Source organism: uncultured Sphingomonas sp. (assembly GCF_934560975.1).
GTDB lineage: Bacteria > Pseudomonadota > Alphaproteobacteria > Sphingomonadales > Sphingomonadaceae > Sphingomonas_I.
The window spans coordinates 42,354-60,551 of sequence record NZ_CAKTFO010000004.1 but is presented as its reverse complement, the minus strand read 5'-3'; the positions used below and the strand labels follow the sequence as shown (position 1 = coordinate 60,551).

At 63.8% G+C, this 18,198-nt stretch carries 17 protein-coding genes; all 17 read right to left on the bottom strand.

The genetic code is table 11. The features are described 5' to 3' along the window. Positions 1–113 precede the first annotated feature (113 nt). Positions 114–1,550, bottom strand: a complete 1,437-nt coding sequence (gene nuoN / locus Q0D93_RS04435; RefSeq protein WP_294391743.1) for an NADH-quinone oxidoreductase subunit NuoN — start codon at positions 1,548–1,550, stop codon at positions 114–116. Next, the gene (locus Q0D93_RS04430) at positions 1,550–3,088 is read right to left on the bottom strand and encodes an NADH-quinone oxidoreductase subunit M (RefSeq protein WP_294391742.1); all 1,539 of its coding nucleotides are present in this window, start codon (positions 3,086–3,088) and stop codon (positions 1,550–1,552) included. Before Q0D93_RS04430 ends, nuoN begins: the two co-directional genes overlap by 1 nt. A 1-nt stretch (position 3,089) precedes the next feature. After that, positions 3,090–5,225: an NADH-quinone oxidoreductase subunit L gene (nuoL, locus tag Q0D93_RS04425; protein ID WP_294391741.1), complete on the bottom strand. Its 2,136-nt coding sequence runs from the start codon at positions 5,223–5,225 to the stop codon at positions 3,090–3,092. 6 nt (positions 5,226–5,231) lie between these two features. Next, positions 5,232–5,537 (bottom strand): NADH-quinone oxidoreductase subunit NuoK, encoded by a 306-nt coding sequence (gene nuoK / locus Q0D93_RS04420; RefSeq protein ID WP_294391740.1) that lies wholly within the window; start codon positions 5,535–5,537, stop codon positions 5,232–5,234. Continuing rightward, complete coding sequence (locus Q0D93_RS04415) at positions 5,534–6,142, bottom strand: NADH-quinone oxidoreductase subunit J (RefSeq protein ID WP_294391739.1); 609 nt, start codon at positions 6,140–6,142, stop codon at positions 5,534–5,536. Before Q0D93_RS04415 ends, nuoK begins: the two co-directional genes overlap by 4 nt. A gap of 36 nt (positions 6,143–6,178) precedes the next feature. Continuing rightward, positions 6,179–6,664 (bottom strand): NADH-quinone oxidoreductase subunit NuoI, encoded by a 486-nt coding sequence (gene nuoI, locus Q0D93_RS04410; protein ID WP_294391738.1) that lies wholly within the window; start codon positions 6,662–6,664, stop codon positions 6,179–6,181. 4 nt (positions 6,665–6,668) lie between these two features. Continuing rightward, the gene (gene nuoH, locus Q0D93_RS04405) at positions 6,669–7,712 is read right to left on the bottom strand and encodes an NADH-quinone oxidoreductase subunit NuoH (RefSeq protein ID WP_294391737.1); all 1,044 of its coding nucleotides are present in this window, start codon (positions 7,710–7,712) and stop codon (positions 6,669–6,671) included. Next, positions 7,709–9,712, bottom strand: coding sequence for an NADH-quinone oxidoreductase subunit NuoG (gene nuoG / locus Q0D93_RS04400; protein WP_294391736.1), 2,004 nt, complete (start codon positions 9,710–9,712; stop codon positions 7,709–7,711). Before nuoG ends, nuoH begins: the two co-directional genes overlap by 4 nt. Before the next feature lie 5 nt (positions 9,713–9,717). Next, on the bottom strand, positions 9,718–11,022 hold the full coding sequence (nuoF, locus tag Q0D93_RS04395; protein WP_294391735.1) for an NADH-quinone oxidoreductase subunit NuoF: 1,305 nt from the start codon (positions 11,020–11,022) through the stop codon (positions 9,718–9,720). Further along, positions 11,019–11,168, bottom strand: coding sequence for a hypothetical protein (locus tag Q0D93_RS04390; protein ID WP_294391734.1), 150 nt, complete (start codon positions 11,166–11,168; stop codon positions 11,019–11,021). The genes nuoF and Q0D93_RS04390 overlap by 4 nt, the downstream gene beginning before the upstream one ends. After that, on the bottom strand, positions 11,168–11,806 hold the full coding sequence (gene nuoE, locus Q0D93_RS04385; protein ID WP_294391733.1) for an NADH-quinone oxidoreductase subunit NuoE: 639 nt from the start codon (positions 11,804–11,806) through the stop codon (positions 11,168–11,170). Before nuoE ends, Q0D93_RS04390 begins: the two co-directional genes overlap by 1 nt. Further along, on the bottom strand, positions 11,806–13,023 hold the full coding sequence (locus Q0D93_RS04380) for an NADH-quinone oxidoreductase subunit D (protein ID WP_294391881.1): 1,218 nt from the start codon (positions 13,021–13,023) through the stop codon (positions 11,806–11,808). Before Q0D93_RS04380 ends, nuoE begins: the two co-directional genes overlap by 1 nt. 74 nt (positions 13,024–13,097) lie before the next feature. After that, positions 13,098–13,760: an NADH-quinone oxidoreductase subunit C gene (locus Q0D93_RS04375; RefSeq protein WP_294391732.1), complete on the bottom strand. Its 663-nt coding sequence runs from the start codon at positions 13,758–13,760 to the stop codon at positions 13,098–13,100. Then, positions 13,760–14,311: an NADH-quinone oxidoreductase subunit B gene (locus Q0D93_RS04370; RefSeq protein WP_294391731.1), complete on the bottom strand. Its 552-nt coding sequence runs from the start codon at positions 14,309–14,311 to the stop codon at positions 13,760–13,762. The genes Q0D93_RS04375 and Q0D93_RS04370 overlap by 1 nt, the downstream gene beginning before the upstream one ends. Then, positions 14,302–14,679, bottom strand: a complete 378-nt coding sequence (gene ndhC, locus Q0D93_RS04365; RefSeq protein WP_294391730.1) for an NADH-quinone oxidoreductase subunit A — start codon at positions 14,677–14,679, stop codon at positions 14,302–14,304. Before ndhC ends, Q0D93_RS04370 begins: the two co-directional genes overlap by 10 nt. A gap of 204 nt (positions 14,680–14,883) precedes the next feature. Next, positions 14,884–17,202, bottom strand: coding sequence for a TonB-dependent receptor (locus Q0D93_RS04360; RefSeq protein ID WP_294391729.1), 2,319 nt, complete (start codon positions 17,200–17,202; stop codon positions 14,884–14,886). A 135-nt stretch (positions 17,203–17,337) separates the two neighbouring features. Beyond that, positions 17,338–18,153: an inositol monophosphatase family protein gene (locus Q0D93_RS04355; RefSeq protein ID WP_294391728.1), complete on the bottom strand. Its 816-nt coding sequence runs from the start codon at positions 18,151–18,153 to the stop codon at positions 17,338–17,340. Positions 18,154–18,198: the final 45 nt, after the last annotated feature.

Genomic DNA, 18,198 nt, shown 5'->3' with positions numbered 1-18,198 from the left:
CAGCACCACCGCGTCGGACCGACAGCGCACATAAAAAGGGACGCAACCGCCAAGCTGCGCCCCCCTTCTTGTCAGTTTTCTGGGAGCGCCGTCCCCGAACATGGGATAGGACGTCAGAACAACGCCTTCGCCGCCGCCATCGTCGCCGCACCCAGGGCCGGGATCGCCAAGTAGCCGAGTGGCGACACCGCCACCGCCGCCAGTGCGATCAACCCGCCTTCGACCCGGCTCTCGGCCGGCGCGAACATTGGGGCGGGATCATCGAAGTACATCGTCTTCACGATCTTCAGGTAATAATAGGCGCCGATCACCGACGTCGCGATACCGATCGCGGCCAGCGGCCACATGTTGATCTGCACCAAGGCATCGAACACCACGAACTTTGGCCAGAACCCGAACAGCGGCGGGATGCCGGCAAGGCTGAACATGAACATCGCCATTGCCGCCGCCAGGCCGGGCCGCGTCCGCGACAGGCCGGACAAGGCCGCAATCGTCTCGACCGGTTCGCCGTCCGCGTCACGCATCTGCAGCACGCACAGGAACGATCCCAGCGTCATCACGATATAGACCGTCATGTAGGTCAGCACCGCCGACACGCCGGCCTGCGTACCCGGCACCAGCCCCATCAGCGCGAAGCCGACATTGTTGATCGACGAATATGCCAGAAGCCGCTTGATGTTGGTCTGACTGATCGCCGCGACACCGCCCAGGACGGTGGAGGCCAGCGCGGAAAAGATCATCACCTGCCGCCACGCATCGGTCGCCGGACCGAGCGCCTCGACCGCGACGCGGACCAGCAGCGCCATTGCCGCAACCTTCGGCGCGGAGGCGAAAAAGGCCGTGACCGGGGTCGGCGCGCCTTCATAAACGTCCGGCGTCCACATGTGGAACGGCACGATCGACGCCTTGAAGAACAGGCCGGCCAACGTGAAGACCAGTCCGAACAGCAGCCCCGTCGACAACCCGTTCGCCGCCACCGCGCCGGCAATCCCGTCGAACATGGTCGTACCGGTGAAGCCGTACAGCAACGCCACGCCGTAGAGCAGGATGCCGCTGGCGAGCGCACCGAGGATGAAATATTTCAGGCCCGCTTCGGCCGACCGCTGGTCCCGCCGCATGAAGCTGGCGAGCACATAGGCGGCGAGGCTCTGCAGTTCGAGCCCGACATAGAGGGTCAGCAGGTCGGTGGTCGACACCATCATGCCCATGCCGGCAGCCGACAGCAGCACCAGCACCGGATATTCGGCCCGCATCCCGCCCATCCGCGCGAAATAGCCGCGCGCCAAGATCAACGACACCGCCGCCGAGATGTAGATCAGCACCTTGGCGAAGGCCGCGAAGGAATCGGCGACATACAGGCCGCCAAATGCCTGGCCGCCATTACCGGCTGGCCCAAGCAGGCTCAGTCCGGCCATTAGGAACAGGCCGACAGCTGCCCAATTCCCGAACCGGGCGCTTTCATCGCCCTTCCAGCCGGCCAGCAGCAGCAGCAGCATCGCACCGACCGACAGAATCAGCTCAGGCAGTACCAAAGCAAGGGACGAGCCCATCAGTGCGCCCCCTCATGTGCCGCGGCGACGGCAGTCGCCGGGTTAGCCGAACGCACCAACTTCGAATCTCCGCCGGGCCAGGAGCGGTCGACCCGCGCCAGCACCACACCCACATCCTTGCGCATCGGCGCCATGAAACTCTCCGGATAGACGCCCATCCACATCACCACCGCCGCCAGCGGCACCAGCAGCACCAACTCGCGCGCGGAGAGATCGGGCATCGCCGCAACGTCGGCCTTGTCCAGCAGACCCTGTGCGACGCGGCGATACAGGTACAACATATAAGCCGCGCCCAGAATGATGCCGGTCGTCGCCATGAACGCGGCCCAAGTCGACGCGCCGTAGATGCCCATCATGCTCAGGAACTCGCCGACGAAGCCCGACGTGCCCGGCAGACCGACCGACGCCATGGTGAACAGCAGGAACAGCACGGCATAACGCGGCATGTTGTTGGCGACGCCGCCGTAGCGCCCGATCTCACGCGTGTGCAGCCGGTCATAGACCACGCCGACGCACAGGAACAATGCGCCGGAGACCAGACCATGGCTCAACATCACCAGCATAGCGCCCTCCAGGCCCTGCCGGTTGAAGGCGAACAGGCCGAAGGTGACGAATGCCATGTGTGCGACCGACGAATAGGCGATCAGCTTCTTCATGTCCTCCTGCACCAGCGCGACCAGGCTGGTGTAGACGATCGCGACGCTCGACAGGCCCGCGACCAGCCAGAAGAGCTGGGCCGAAGCTTCCGGGAACATCGGCAGCGAGAAGCGGATGAAGCCATAGCCGCCCATCTTCAGCAGCACGCCAGCCAAAATCACCGACCCTGCCGTCGGCGCCTGCACGTGCGCGTCCGGCAACCAGGTGTGGACCGGCCACATCGGCATCTTCACCGCGAACGATGCGAAGAAGGCCAGGAACAGCCAGGTCTGCGCCTGCGGCGGGAAGTTCGTCTGCATCAGCACGGGGATGCTGGTCGTTCCGGCGAAGTTCGCCATCCACAGCATCGCGATCAGCATAAGCACCGATCCGAGCAATGTGTAGAGGAAGAACTTGTAGGACGCATAGATCCGGTCGGCCCCGCCCCAGATCCCGATAATCAGGTACATCGGAATCAGGCCGGCTTCGAACATGATGTAGAACAGGAACAAGTCCTGTGCCGCGAACACGCCGATCATCAGCGTTTCCATCAGCAGGAACGCCGCCATATATTCCGGCACGCGCTTCTGGATCGCGTCCCAGCTGGCGAGGATGCAGATCGGCATCAGGAACACGCTAAGCACGATCAACATCAGAGCGATGCCGTCGATCCCCAGCGCCCAGGAGAAGCGGCCGAACAGCGGAACGCTCTCGACGAACTGCCACTGCGGGCCACCGACCTGATAGGTCGACCAAAGAAGGATGCCGAGCGCGAAATCGGCCAGCGTCGCGGCGAGCGCGATCCACCGTGCGGCCTTTGCGTCCGCGAACAGGCACATGATCGCGGCCAGCATGGGCAGCGCGATCAGCAGCGAGAGAATGGGAAAGCCAAGCTGGTTCATGTCAGATCGCGATCGCCCAAGTGGCGGCGGCGGCGAGCCCGAGCAGCATCACCAGCGCATAGGTGTAGACGTAGCCGGACTGAAGCCGGCGGCTGGCGACATTGCCGAGCTGCACAACCCAGGCTGCGCCGTTCGGTCCGAAGCGGTCGATCGTCTTCTGGTCGCCGCGCTTCCACAGGAAACGGCCGAGCGCGAAGGAGGGACGCACAAACAGCAGGTCGTAGAGCTCGTCGAAATACCACTTGTTCAGCAGGAAGGCATACAGCCCTCGGAACGTGGCAGTGAACTTCGCCGGGATGCTGGTATCCAGCACGTAAGCCCAGAGCGCGATCAGGAAGCCCGTGATCATCACGGCCGTCGCCGAAAGCTTCACCCACAGCGGCACCCCGTGCATCGCGTGCATCAGATGCTCGTTGAATGCCAGGCTCCCCTGCCAGAACCCGCCGGCATGTTCCGGATCGATGAAGAAGTGGTGGAAGCCCATGCCGGCGAAGATCGCGCCGACCGTCAGCACCGCGAGGGGCACCAGCATGGGCCACGGGGCCTCGTGCGGATGGTAGCCGGCCGTGCCTTCCACCGGTGCGTGATGATGATGTTCCTCGCTCTTCTCGCCCGCCGGATCCTCGACCCGGTGATCTCCGACATGCGCCACGTCATGCGCGATGGCGTGCGCGTGATCATGATCGTGCCCGTGGGCATGATCGTGACCGTGGCCATGCGCATCATGCACCGCGTGCTGGATATGCTCGGACGCTGCCCAACGAGGCTTGCCAAAGAAGGTCAGGAATATGAGCCGCCACGAATAGAAGCTGGTGAGCAGTGCGGCGATCACGCCCACCGCATAGGCCACCCCGCCCGCGGTCGTGCCGCTGGCATAGCTAGCCTCGATGATCGCATCCTTGGAGAAGAAGCCCGCAAAGCCGAAGCTGGGAATGACCGCAACCTGGATCACGCCCACGCCGGTAATGGCCAACGTACCCGCCATCATTGCCCAGAAGGTGATCGGGATATGCTTCCTGAGCCCGCCGTAGAAGCGCATGTCCTGCTCATGATGCATGGCATGGATTACCGAGCCTGCGCCGAGGAACAGCAAAGCCTTGAAGAAGGCGTGCGTGAACAGGTGGAACATCGCCGCGCCGTAGGCGCCCACCCCCGCCGCGAAGAACATGTAGCCCAGCTGCGAACAGGTCGAATAGGCGATCACGCGCTTGATGTCGGTCTGAGTCGTGCCGACCGTAGCCGCGAACAAGGCGGTGGCTGCACCGACGTAAGTCACAACCGTAAGCGCGGTGTGGCTGGTCTCGAACATCGGTGACAGGCGGCACACCATGAACACGCCCGCGGTCACCATCGTCGCGGCGTGGATCAGCGCCGACACAGGCGTCGGGCCCTCCATCGCGTCGGGGAGCCAAGTGTGTAGGCCCAATTGCGCCGACTTGCCCATCGCGCCGACGAACAGCAGCAGGCAAAGCAAGGTCATCGTATCGACCCGCGCGCCGAGGAAGCCGATCGTCGACCCGGCCATGGACGGCGCCGCCGCCAGGATCGCCGGGATCGATACCGTCCCGAACACCAGGAAAGTGCCGAAAATGCCCAGGCTGAAGCCGAAGTCGCCGACGCGGTTGACCACGAACGCCTTGATCGCCGCCTTCTGCGCCGAAGGCTTTTCGTACCAGAAGCCGATCAGCAGGTAGGAGGCGAGACCCACGCCCTCCCAGCCGAAGAACATCTGGATCAGGCTGTCCGCCGTTACCAGCATCAGCATGGCGAAGGTGAAGAGCGACAGATAGGCGAAGAAGCGCGGCTGCGACGGATCCTCGGCCATATAGCCCCAGCTATACAGGTGGACGAGGCTGGAGACGCTGGTCACCACAACCAGCATCACCGCCGTCAGCGCATCGACGCGCAATGCCCAGTCGACCTGCAGATTGCCGGAGTTGATGAAGGCCAGCACCTGCACCACGCGGGCGATCTCCGTGCCGCTGAGGAAGCCGATGAAGATCGGCCACGCCAAGGCGCAGGACACGAACAGGCAGCCTGTCGTGACCAGCTTGGCAGCCGTGTTGCCGATGGCGCGATTGCCAAGGCCGGCGATGGCCGCTGCAAGGAGCGGCAGAAAGACGAGGGCGGTAATCACTCGATGTCAGCCCTTCATCCGGTTGACGTCTTCGACCGAGATCGTGCCCCGGCCACGGAAATAGATCACGAGAATGGCAAGTCCGATCGCGGCCTCGCCAGCCGCCACGGTCAGCACGAACATCGCGAACACCTGGCCCACGAGATCGTGGAGATAGGCCGAAAAGGCCACCAGGTTGATGTTCACGCTGAGCAGGATCAGTTCGATCGCCATCAGGATGATGATCAGGTTCTTGCGGTTCAGGAAGATCCCGAACACGCCCGTCACGAACAGGATGGCCGAGACGGTGAGGTAATGTGTCAGTCCGATCACAGCTCGACCCCCTGCCCGACTGTCGGTTGCGTATTGCGGATCGCATCCTGCGGCCGGCGGCGATTCTGGTCAGCGACACGCTGGGTACGGACGCCGCCGCGCTTGCGGTGGGTCAGCACGATCGCGCCGATCAACGCCACCAGCAGCACCAGTCCGGCCGCCTCGAAAATATAAAGGTAGCGCGTATAGATCAGGATGCCGAGCGCCTGGATATTCGGTACCGTGTCCGGCGTCGGCGCGGTGCGGTTAAGCTCCACGCCACCGACGCTCCACGCTCCCGTCGCAACGATGATCTCGATCGCCAGCAGGGCTACCAGGGCAATGCCCGCCGGCAGATACTTGATCGTCCCCGAGCGTAATTGCGCGAAGTCGATGTCCAGCATCATGACGACGAACAGGAACAGGACCGCGACGGCGCCGACATAGACGATGACGAGCAGCATCGCGATGAATTCGGCACCGACCAGCACCATCAGCCCGGCGGAGTTGAAGAAAGCGAGGATGAGCCAGAGCACGCTATGGACCGGGTTGCGCGCGGTCACGCACAACACGCCCGCGAGCACCGTCACGATCGCAAACAGATAAAAGGCGAGAACCTGGATCACGGCTGTCGGAATGCCCCTGGCGAGTTGCGGCGCGGCTTAACGGTAGGGCGCATCGGCGGCAAGGTTCTGTGCGAGGATCGGCTCCCAACGGTCGCCGTTCGCAAGCAGTTTTGCCTTGTCGTAGATGAGCTCCTCCCGTGTTTCGGTCGAAAATTCGAAATTCGGTCCCTCGACGATCGCGTCGACCGGGCAGGCTTCCTGACAGAAGCCGCAATAGATGCACTTCGTCATGTCGATGTCGTAGCGCGTGGTGCGGCGGCTGCCGTCATCACGCGGTTCGGCCTCGATCGTGATCGCCTGCGCCGGGCACACCGCCTCGCACAGCTTGCACGCGATGCAACGCTCTTCCCCGTTGGGATAGCGGCGCAGGGCATGTTCGCCGCGGAAGCGGGGCGACAGCGGGTTCTTTTCGAACGGATAGTTGATCGTCGCCTTGGGCTTGAAGAAGTAGGACAAGGTCTTGGCGTGCGCCTTGACGAACTCCCACAGCGTGAACGACTTGACGTAATAGCCGAGATCCACGGCCTCAAACTCCGTAACGGGTGATCATCAGATACCCGGACACGAGGAACACCCAGAAGAGCGACAGCGGAAGAAAGATCTTCCACCCCAGCCGCATCAGCTGGTCGTAGCGATAACGGGGCACCGTCGCCTTCACCCAGGAGAAGACGAAGAAGCCGAACAGGATCTTGGCGAACAGCCAGATGATGCCCGGAACCGCATAAAGCGGCGCCCAGTCGAGCGGCGGCAGCCACCCGCCCCAGAACAAGGTGGCGTTCAGCGCCGACATCAGCAGCACATTGCCATATTCGCCCAACCAGAAGAGCGCAAAGCTCATGGACGAATATTCGGTCTGGTAGCCGGCGACGATCTCGCTTTCCGCCTCCGTCAGGTCGAACGGTGCGCGCTGCGTCTCGGCCATGGACGAGATCAGGAACACCACCGCCATCGGAAAGAGCAATGGATTGAGGCCGTAGAAATTGATGAAGCCTAGGATATGCCCGCGCTGCCCGTCAACGATGTCGTTGAGATTGAAGCTGCCGGTCCACAGCACCACCGAGATCAGCACGAAGCCGATCGACACTTCGTAGCTGACCATCTGCGCGGCGGCACGGATTGCCGAATAGAAAGGATATTTGGAGTTGGACGCCCACCCCGACAGGATCACGCCGTAAACGCCCAAGGAGCTGATCGCGAGCAGGTAGAGCAAGCCGACATTGATGTCCGCCAGCACCGCGCGTGGCCCGAACGGAATCACGGCCCAGGCCGCCAGCGCGACCGTGAAGGTGATGATCGGCGCGATCAGGAACAGGCCGCGATTGGCAGCCGACGGGATGATCGTCTCCTGCAAGAAGACCTTCAGGCCATCCGCGAACGATTGCAGCAGGCCGAACGGCCCGACTACGTTCGGTCCACGCCGCAACGCCATCGCCGCCCAGATCTTGCGATCGGCATAGATGATCATCGCCACCGCCAGCATCAGCGGCAAGGCGATCGCCAGGATGTCGATCAAAGTGGCGAGAAACCACGCCCCTTCATATGGCAGGAAGCCGGTAAACCAGTTCGTCATTCGGCGGCCTCCGCGTAAGATGCGCCATGCAGCAGCTCGGCGGAGCAGCGCTGCATCGTATCGCTCGCACGCGCAATGGCGTTGGTCAGGTAAAAGTCCTGGATGGGGTAGCCGATCTCACCGCTGGCGGCGCGATCGAGCTGCGGCACCGACCAGTCGAAGGAAGCGATCTCGCTGATGCGGCCCAGTGCCGGCACGTCCGCCTGCATCATGGCGCGCAGCTGGTCGAGGCTGTCGAACGGCAGCTTATGCCCCAGCACCTCAGACAAGGCACGAAAGATCGCCCAATCCTCGCGGGCGTCGCCCGGCGCGAACACGGCGCGATCGCCACGCTGCACCCGGCCCTCCAGGTTCACATAGGTGCCCGACTTCTCGGCATAGGACGCGGCCGGCAGGATCACGTCCGCCATGGCCGCGCCATTGTCGCCATGGTGGCCGACATAGACCATGAAGCTGCCGGACAGAGTTTCCTGCGCGACATCCTCGGCTCCCAGCAGGAAGACAAGCTTGGGTGCGGCCTGCGCCACGTCCGCCATGCCATTCTTCTGCGCATAGCCGAGCATCAGCCCGCCCATGCGTGCCGCCGAGATGTGCAGCACGTTGTAGCCGTTCCAGCCGTCCTTGATCAGACCAAGGCTGTCGACCAAACCGAGCGTGGCCCCCTGGGCCACCTTCAAAGCGCCACCGCCGACGATCACTGCTGGACGCTGCGCCGCGCCGAAGCGGTCAGTCAGCTCCGCCGGCAGGTTGCCGAGCAAGGACAGGTCGTTGCCAAGCCAGGTGACCGGGTAGGTCAGGTCGACCTCTGGCCCGATCGCCCACACCTTGGCACCGCGCTTCACAGCCTTGCGGATCCGCGTATTGACGAGCGGCGCTTCCCAACGGACGTTTGCACCCACCAGCAGGATCGCATCCGCCTGCTCGATACCGGCAATGGTCGAGTTGAAGTTGACCGCCGCCAGGTTCGATGCATCATAGGTCAGGCCGTTGTCGCGCCCTTCCAGCAGGTCCGAACCCATCGACCGCAGCAGCGCCTTGGCCGCATACATCGTCTCGCAATCGACCAGCGGACCGGCGACTGCCGCGACGCTGGCGCCGGCATTCACCGCCTCGATCGCGTCGAACGCCTCGCCCCACGTCGCCGGCTGCAACTTGCCACCCTTGCGGACATAAGGACGGTCAAGGCGACGACGGACCAAACCATCGACCACGTGGCGCGTCTTGTCCGACGCCCACTCCTCGTTCACGTCCTCATTCACCCGCGGCAGCGCGCGCAGCACCTGACGGCCACGGCTGTCGAGGCGGATGTTGGTGCCAACCGCATCCATCACGTCGATGGTGAAGGTCTTCTTCAGCTCCCAGGGCCGCGCCTCGAAGGCGTAGGGCTTGGAGGTGAGCGCCCCTACCGGGCAGAGATCGACCACGTTGCCCGACAGCTCGGACGTCACCGCCTGCTCCAGGTAGGAGGTGATCTGCATATTCTCGCCGCGATACAGCGCGCCGATTTCCTCCACGCCCGCCACTTCCTCGGCAAAGCGCACGCAGCGGGTGCACTGGATACAGCGGGTCATGATCGTCTTGACGATCGGACCCATATATTTCTCGGTGACCGCTCGCTTGTTCTCGTGGAAGCGCGAATGCCCCCGACCATAAGCGATCGACTGATCCTGCAGGTCGCATTCGCCGCCCTGGTCGCAGATCGGGCAATCGAGCGGGTGGTTGATGAGAAGGAACTCCATCACCCCCTCCCGCGCCTTCTTGACCATCTGGCTGTCGGTGCGGATCTCCTGGCCGTCGGCGGCCGGCAGCGCGCACGACGCCTGCGGCTTGGGCGGTCCGGGCTTCACCTCGACCAGGCACATGCGGCAATTCCCGGCGATCGACAGCCGCTCATGGTAGCAGAAGCGCGGGACTTCCTTGCCCGCGGCTTCGCAGGCCTGGAGCACTGTCGCGCCCGCGGGGACTTCGACCTCGATCCCGTCGACGGTTAGTTTCGGCATATCAGTTACTCCGCCGCCACCGCGAAGGGCTCGGCCCGACGCTCGGTGATGCGGCGCTCGATCTCGGGACGGAAGTGGCGGATCAGGCCCTGGATCGGCCACGCGGCCGCGTCGCCCAATGCGCAGATGGTGTGGCCCTCGACCTGCTTGGTCACTTCGTGCAGCATGTCGATCTCGTGCAGTTCGGCCTCGCCGCTGCGCAGCCGCTCCATCACGCGCCACATCCAGCCGGTGCCTTCGCGGCACGGCGTGCACTGGCCGCAGCTCTCATGCTTGTAGAAATAGCTGATCCGGCTGATCGCGCGGACGATGTCGGTCGACTTGTCCATGACGATCACGGCCGCTGTGCCGAGGCCTGAGCCGAGTTCGCGCAGACCGTCGAAGTCCATGGGCGCGTCCATGATCTGCGCGGCCGGCACCAATGGCACCGACGAGCCGCCCGGGATCACGGCGAGCAGATTGTCCCAACCACCGCGAATGCCGCCGGCATGCTTCTCGATCAGCTCGCGGAAGCTGATGCCCATCGCTTCCTCGACCACGGTCGGCGTGTTCACGTGACCGCTGATCTGGAACAGCTTGGTGCCCTGATTCTTGTCGCGGCCGATGCCGGCGAACCAGGAGGGACCGCGCCGCAGGATCGTCGGCACCACCGCGATCGATTCGACGTTGTTCACCGTCGTCGGGCAGCCGAACAGGCCCACGCCCGCCGGGAAAGGCGGCTTCAGGCGCGGCTGGCCTTTCTTGCCCTCGATGCTCTCGATCTGGGCAGTTTCCTCGCCGCAGATATAAGCACCGGCGCCACGATGCACGAACACGTCGAAGTCGTAGCCCGACCCCGCCGCATTCTTGCCGAGGAAGCCCTTGTCATAGGCCTGCGCCACCGCCGCGAACAGATTCTCCGCCTCGCGGATGAACTCGCCCCGGATGTAGATGTAGGCGGCACGGGCCCGCATGGCGAACCCGGCGATCAGCGCGCCTTCCAGCAGCTTGTGCGGATCATGGCGCAGGATCTCGCGATCCTTGCACGATCCGGGCTCGGATTCGTCGGCGTTGATCAGCAGGAAGCTCGGCCGGCCCGGCTTGCTTTCCTTGGGCATGAAGCTCCACTTCATGCCGGTCGGAAAGCCCGCGCCGCCACGCCCGCGCAGGCCGGACGCCTTGATGTCCTCAATGATCTGATCCTGGCCACGGCCCATCAGATCCTTGGTATTGTCCCAGTCCCCGCGCTTCAGCGCACCTTCGACTCCCCAATCCTGGAAGCCGTAGATGTTGGTGAAGATCCGGTCCTTGTCCTCGATCGGGCTGATCATCGGCCCTTCCCCACCAGTTTCTCCGCACCAAAGTAAAGGGCCACCGCTACGACGAGGCCCAGCGCCAGCGCCGCGGCGGCGACCAGCACCTTGAGCATCAGCACCGCAACCACGATGCCGAGCAGGATCGCAAGCATCGCCGGCATCAGGAGGTGAACTCCTTCAGCACCGTCGGCCCACCCACGGGCGACGCCAGGAAGCGGTCGACCTGCGGACCGGGCTTGGGCTGCTCGCCGCGCGCCAAAGCGTCCAGGATCGCGGTCATGCTCTCGAACGTCAGATCCTCGTAATTGTCGTCGTTGATCTGCACCATCGGGGCGTTCACGCAGGCGCCGAGGCACTCGACCTCGGTCAGGGTGAACAGACCATCGGCCGTGGTCTGCCCCTTCTTCAGCCCCTTCTTGTAGCAGGCGTCCAGCACGTCGTCCGAACCGCGAAGCATGCAGGGGGTGGTCCCGCACACCTGCACATGGTGCCGGCCGACCGGCGCCATGTTGTACATGGTGTAGAAGCTGACCACCTCCAGCGCGCGGATGTACGGCATGCCGCACTGCTTGGCGACATATTCGATCACCGGCACGGGCAGCCAGCCCTGGGTGTTGGTTTCCGTGCCGACCTGGCGCTGCGCCAGATCGAGCAGCGGCATCACCGCCGAATGCTCGCGCCCCTTGGGATAGCGCGCGAAGACCTCCCGCGCCTTGTCGGCATTCTCCGCCGTCCAGGCGAAATTGCCCCAGCGCGCGCGGGTTTCGACTTCGTCTGGAATATGGGCTGCGTCAGCCATCAGCGATCAACCTCGCCAAACACGATATCAATGGCGGACAGGACGGCGGTGACGTCGGCCAGCATATGGCCCTTCATCATCGTGTCCATCGCCTGGAGGTGACTGAAGCCGGTTGGGCGGATCTTCACCCGGTACGGCCGGTTCGTGCCGTCGGCGACCAGATAGACGCCGAACTCGCCCTTGGGACTTTCCGTCGCGACGTAGACATCGCCGGCGGGCACATGGAAGCCTTCGGTAAAGAGCTTGAAGTGATGGATCAGCGCTTCCATCGACTGCTTCATCTCGCCGCGCTTCGGCGGAGAAACCTTGCGGTCGGCGGCCATCACGGGCCCCTCCGGCATCTCGGCAATGCACTGCTTCATGATCCGCATCGACTGGCGGACCTCTTCCACCCGCACCATGAAGCGATCGTAGCAGTCGCCGCGGGTGCCCACGGGCACGTTGAATTCCATGCGGTCATAGACCTCATAGGGCTGCGACTTGCGCAGGTCCCACGGAATACCCGCGCCGCGTATCATCGGACCGGAAAAGCCCCACTTGAGCGAATCCTCCTTGGACATGATGCCGATGTCGACGTTGCGCTGCTTGAAGATGCGATTGTCGGCCACCAGGCTGATCGCATCCTCGAACAGGCGGGGCATCCGCTCGTCCAGCCAGTCACCGATGTCGGTGAGCAGCTTCAGCGGCACGTCGCGGTTGACGCCTCCAACGCGGAAGTAATTGGAGTGCATCCGCGCGCCGGATGCACGCTCGAAGAAGTTCATGCAATCTTCGCGGATCTCGAACAGCCACAGATTGGGCGTCATCGCACCCACGTCCATGATGTGCGAACCGAGGTTCAGCATGTGGTTCGAGATGCGGGTCAGCTCCGCGAAGAAGACGCGCAGATATTGCGCGCGCAGCGGCACCTCGACAGCCAGCAGCTTCTCGATCGCCAGCACGTAGCTATGCTCCATGCAGAGCGGCGAGCAATAATCCAGTCGGTCGAAATAAGGCACCGTCTGCAGATACGGACGCCATTCGCAAAGCTTTTCCGTGCCACGGTGCAGCAGGCCGACATGGGGATCGACCCGCTCGATGATCTCGCCGTCCAGCTCCAGCACCAAGCGGAGCACGCCGTGGGCGGCCGGATGCTGCGGGCCGAAATTGATGGTGTAATTGCCGATCGCCACGTCATCGGACGCGGGCGCATCGGTCACGCCCTGCGAGGCCGGCACGGTGGTGCCCGACGGCTCGATCGTGCGCGAATCCGCATCGGAGTCAGCCACCCCAATGGTGACGGTACGACGGCTCACTTCTTCACCTCATCGGCCTTGGCCGGCGTCGGCGCGCCGGGCGCCTCAGCCATCTTGGCCTTCTCGTCGCCCGGCAGCACATATTCCGCACCTTCCCACGGGCTGAGGAAGTCGAACATCCGCACGTCCTGGGCCAGGCTCACCGGCTCATACACGACGCGCTTCTCCTCCTCGGAATAACGCACCTCGACATAGCCGGTATAGGGAAAGTCCTTGCGCAGCGGATGGCCCGAAAAGCCATAATCGGTCAGGATGCGGCGCAGGTCGGGATTGCCGTCGAACAACACCCCGAACATGTCGAACACCTCACGCTCCAACCAGCCGGCGACCGGCCAGATCGAAGTCACCGACGGGACCGGCGCCACCTCGTCCGTGGCAACGTGGACCCGCAGCCGATGATTGCGCGTGACCGACAGCAGGCAATAGACCACCTCGAACCGTTCAGGCCGATCCGGATAGTCAACGCCTGCAATCTCCATCAGCTGCTGATATTCCAGCGCATCGCGCAGCGCGACCAGCGCCTCGACCAGCGCCTCACGGCGCACGTCTAGGCGGATTTCATGGTTGGCTTCGCTCGCATCGACCAGCATGTCGCCCAGCGCGGCCCGCACCTGATCGATCACGCCCTCGTTGGAGCTATGTTTCGGGAAAGAAGGCATCAGCGTTCGATCGTCCCCACGCGGCGGATCTTACGCTGGAGCTGCATCACGCCGTAAAGCAGCGCCTCCGCCGTGGGAGGGCAGCCCGGGACATAGATGTCCACCGGCACGATGCGGTCACAACCCCGAACCACGGAATAGCTGTAATGGTAATAGCCGCCGCCATTGGCGCACGACCCCATCGAGATGACGTATTTCGGGTTCGACATCTGATCGTATACCCGACGCAGAGCCGGCGCCATCTTGTTGCAGAGCGTACCCGCCACGATCATCACGTCCGACTGGCGCGGTGACGCGCGCGGCGCGACCCCGAACCGCTCCAGGTCGTAACGCGGCATGTTGACGTGGATCATCTCCACCGCGCAGCAGGCGAGCCCGAAGGTCATCCACCACAGCGATCCCGTCCGCGCCCACTGGAACAGATCCTCGGCCGAAGTGACCAGGAAACCCTTGTCCTGCACCTGCGCATTCAGGTCGTTGAAGAAAGCCTGATCCGGCGCCTGCCCTTCGGGCTTGAACGGATCCAGACCGGCGGGAAGCGTCACTCCCATTCCAGGGCCCCCTTCTTCCAGGCGTAAGCAAAACCAATGGCGAGTTCGACCAGGAAGACCATCATCGCCGCCCAGCCGGCAAAGCCGATGCCACCCAGCGCCACCGCCCACGGGTACAGGAATGCCGCCTCAAGATCGAACACGATGAACAGGATCGCGATCAGATAAAAACGGACGTCGAACTGCGCGCGGCTATCCTCGAATGCGGGGAAACCGCATTCATACTCGGCCAGCTTCTCCGGCGTAGGATTGGACGAGCCGGTGAGGCGCGAGACGATCATGGGCAGCACGACAAAGGCGGTCGAAAGAACCACCGCGACGCCCAGGAACATCAGAATCGGCAAATAGCCTGCGGCGACGTTCGCCATGGTTTCTGAAACACTCCGTCACCGGGACGCGACACACGCCCCGCACACCCGCGCTACCTAAGCGCGCCGCACCTGCGAAGCAAGCGGGTGCGGCCATGAGAATGAATCGCAATTAGCGTGACTTACCCGCGGTGGCGCTGCGCCCAAGAAAAGGGCACCACGTCCGCAGACATGGCACCCCTTCCCTCAATCAGCGTGCCGTAATCAGAACTTGCCGGACAAGGACACGCCGATCACGCGCGGGTCGTTGTAGACCGCCGCCATATAGTTTTCGATCACGCCCTTGAGGTTCTTTTCGTTGGTGATGTTGCGGGCGAACACCGCCAGTTCATAGGCCCCGTCCGGTGCCGAGTAGCCGAGCTTCAAGCCGCCCTCGAAATTGCCCTTCGCGGTGAATTCCCTGGTCTTATACAGAACGAAGCTGGTGTAACCCTGCACGTTCCAGTCGGTCGCCGCAAACAGGCTGCCACCATTGGTCATGGGCACATCGTAACGCGCCGCGACGTTGAAGTTATATTTGGGCGCGTTCGGCAGGGGATTGCCATCGATCTGAGCGAATATCGTCGGCGCGCCGAACAGCGGCCTGGTGATCGTCGGATCCTCCACCGTGCAGACCACCCGGCCATTCAGGGCACAGACCTGCGCGTAGACGCGGTCGTCCTTGATCTCCGTATGGAGGATGCTGGCGCCCGCCGTCAGGCTGAGATTGCGGAACGGGCGGAATTCCAGGTCGGCCTCGGCGCCATAGCCGATCGCCTTGTCGGCATTGAACAGCACGCCGTTGCCGTCGGCGTCGTTGCCGTTCAGCTGGATGTCCTTCAGCCGCCAGTAGAAGCCGCTCGCGTTCAGGCGCAGCATGTTGTTGAACAGGCTGCTCTTGAAGCCCGCCTCGCCCGACAGGATCTTTTCCGAGTTCGCAGTGGTGAAGTCGGAGTTGAACACCGCCGACCGGCCCTGAATGGTGGGTCCGCGGAAGCCGGTGGCCAGGCGCGCATACAGGCTGAGGTCCGGATTGACCTGATAGAGCGCGCTCAGATCCCAACTCGGTTCGCTGTCTGACAGGCGGACATAGCGGCGGCCCGGATAGGTCACCGCACCGGCCACCGTATCGGCCGTCTTGAGCAGGCGCGTCTTTTTGGTGTCCTTGGTCTCGCGCGCGCCGGCGGTGATGGTCAGCCGATCCGTCGCCTTCCACGCCACCTGACCGAACACCGCGTAAGAGGTGTTGATGTTGCGCAGCCGCACCCAATTGTTCAGGTTGCGGGCGGCGGTGGCGAGGAAATAAGCCCGCTGGTAGAAGTCGGTCGTGTCGCGGCTGTCGAAATAATAGCCGCCGATCTGCCAGGTGATCGGCTGATCGTCCGGGCTCGCCAGGCGAACTTCCTGCGTCCACTGGTCCAGGTCGCGGATCTGGCCCTGGCTCTGGCCGAAGCCGTTGGGCACGCCGTTGACCGGGAAGTTGGCTGCCGCGCCGCCGTCCGTGTCGCCACGGCTGTAGCCGTCGGTCGTCTCATAGGCGGTGATCGAGGTCAGAGTGGCGCCACCAAAGTCATAGGAGACGTTCAGCGAGCCGCCATAAGTGTTGTAGGACTGCGGATTGTTCGCCGCCTCGTCATACGCGACCTGCTTGCGCGACGCGTCGCTCTTGTTGGAGCCCCGGGTCAGCGCGCTGCGCAGGAACAGGGTGGAGGTGCCGTCATAATCGCGGAAGTGGCCCGAGGCGAGGATCGACAGACGCTCGGTCGGGGTCAGCAGCAGCTGGATCCGGGCATCGCGCTCGTCGAAGCCGCCCATCGCATCCTTTTTCGGTGTACGGGTGCCGTCCGCACTCACGCCCGAGAAGGTGTTGTCCACGTAATCGTCGCGGTGCTGATAGAGGCCGGACACGCGGATCGCGACCTTGTCGGGAACGATCGGGCCGCCGACGCCCGCGTCGAGCGTTGTGGTGTTGTAGCTGCCGTAGGTTGCCTGGGCGCGGCCTTCCCAGGTCTGGCCGGGGCGGATCGTGTCGAACTTGATGATGCCCGCCGTGGTGTTGCGGCCGAACAGCGAACCCTGCGGCCCGCGCAGCACCTCGATCTGCGCCACGTCATAGACGGGGTTCGACTTCAGCACGACATGCTCCAGCACCACATCGTCCTGGATGATCGACACGGGCTGCGACGCGCCGAGATAGAAGTCGATATTGCCCAGACCGCGAATGTAGAAGCGAGGGAAGATGCGGCCGGTCGTGGTTTCCGCATACAGGCCGGCGACGCGACCCGACAGCGACAGCAATGTATCGTCGCCACCGGCGGTGAAGGCCCGCGCATCCGCGCCACCCACCACGGCGACCGAAACCGGCACGCGGGACAGGCTCTCCGTCCGGCGCTGCGCCGTGACGGTGATCTCGGGCACCTCATCCCCGGCGGTCGGGGCGGCGGTGGCGGACACGTCCTGCGCGTGCGCGGCAGTGGCGAACAGCAGGGCACCCAGCGACGCACTGAGCGCGAGCGCCGACTTGGCAACATGAGCTTTCAACAAAATTCCCCCTCGGAAGCAGCAGCGGGAGGCATCATTGCGCCCCGCTCGCGTGCGGCTTTCCCTGACAAGGCGGCCCGCTTGCTGCAGCGCCGCATCGCGCGATCTAGGAGGTGATTATGTCTGGTTTGTGACAGCTTACTTGCGCAATGCCCCAGCCAGCAGCTTGTGCAGCTTCGAATGCAGACCGTCATTCGCCGCCAGGAACTCGTTGCGTTCCATCGTCTGCTCACCGCCGCGATAATCGGTAACGAAACCGCCAGCTTCCTTGACCAGCAGCAGGCCGGCCGCCACGTCCCACGGACGCAGATCGCTTTCCCAATAACCATCGAACCGCCCCGCGGCGACCCAGGCAAGATCCAGCGCCGCCGAGCCGAAGCGGCGGACGCCTGCCACCTCGGGCGCGATCGCGGCGAAGATCTTGGTCCATTCCTGAAAATTGCCATGGCCCAGGAAAGGGATGCCGGTGGCGATCAGCGCGTCGGACAGCTCGCGCCGCGCCGATACGCGAAGGCGCCGGTCGTGCAGCCATGCACCGCGCCCCTTTTCCGCCCAGAAGCTTTCGTCAGTCACCGGCTGGTAGACATAAGCATGGGTGATCTCGCCCTTGCCGTTGGGCAACGGCGTTTCGACCGCGATCGAGATGGAGAAGTGCGGAATGCCGTGCAGGAAGTTGGAGGTGCCATCCAGCGGATCGACAATCCAGCGCGGCTTGGTCGGGTCGCCCTCGCGCGCGCCGCCTTCCTCGCCAAGGAAGCCCCAGTCGGGCCGGGCCTTCTTCAACTCCTCGTACAGCGTCTGCTCGGCCTGCTGGTCAGCCTGACTTACGAAATCCGCCGGCCCCTTGCGCGAGACCTGAAGCTGCTGCACCTCGCCAAAGTCGCGGCGGAGACGCGGCCCCGCCTTGCGCGCGGCGCGCTCCATCACGGTGATCAGGCCCGAATGCGCTACCATGTCATGCTCCCCTCCGCCGCCACGGCAGAGGCTCTAAAGTGAGTA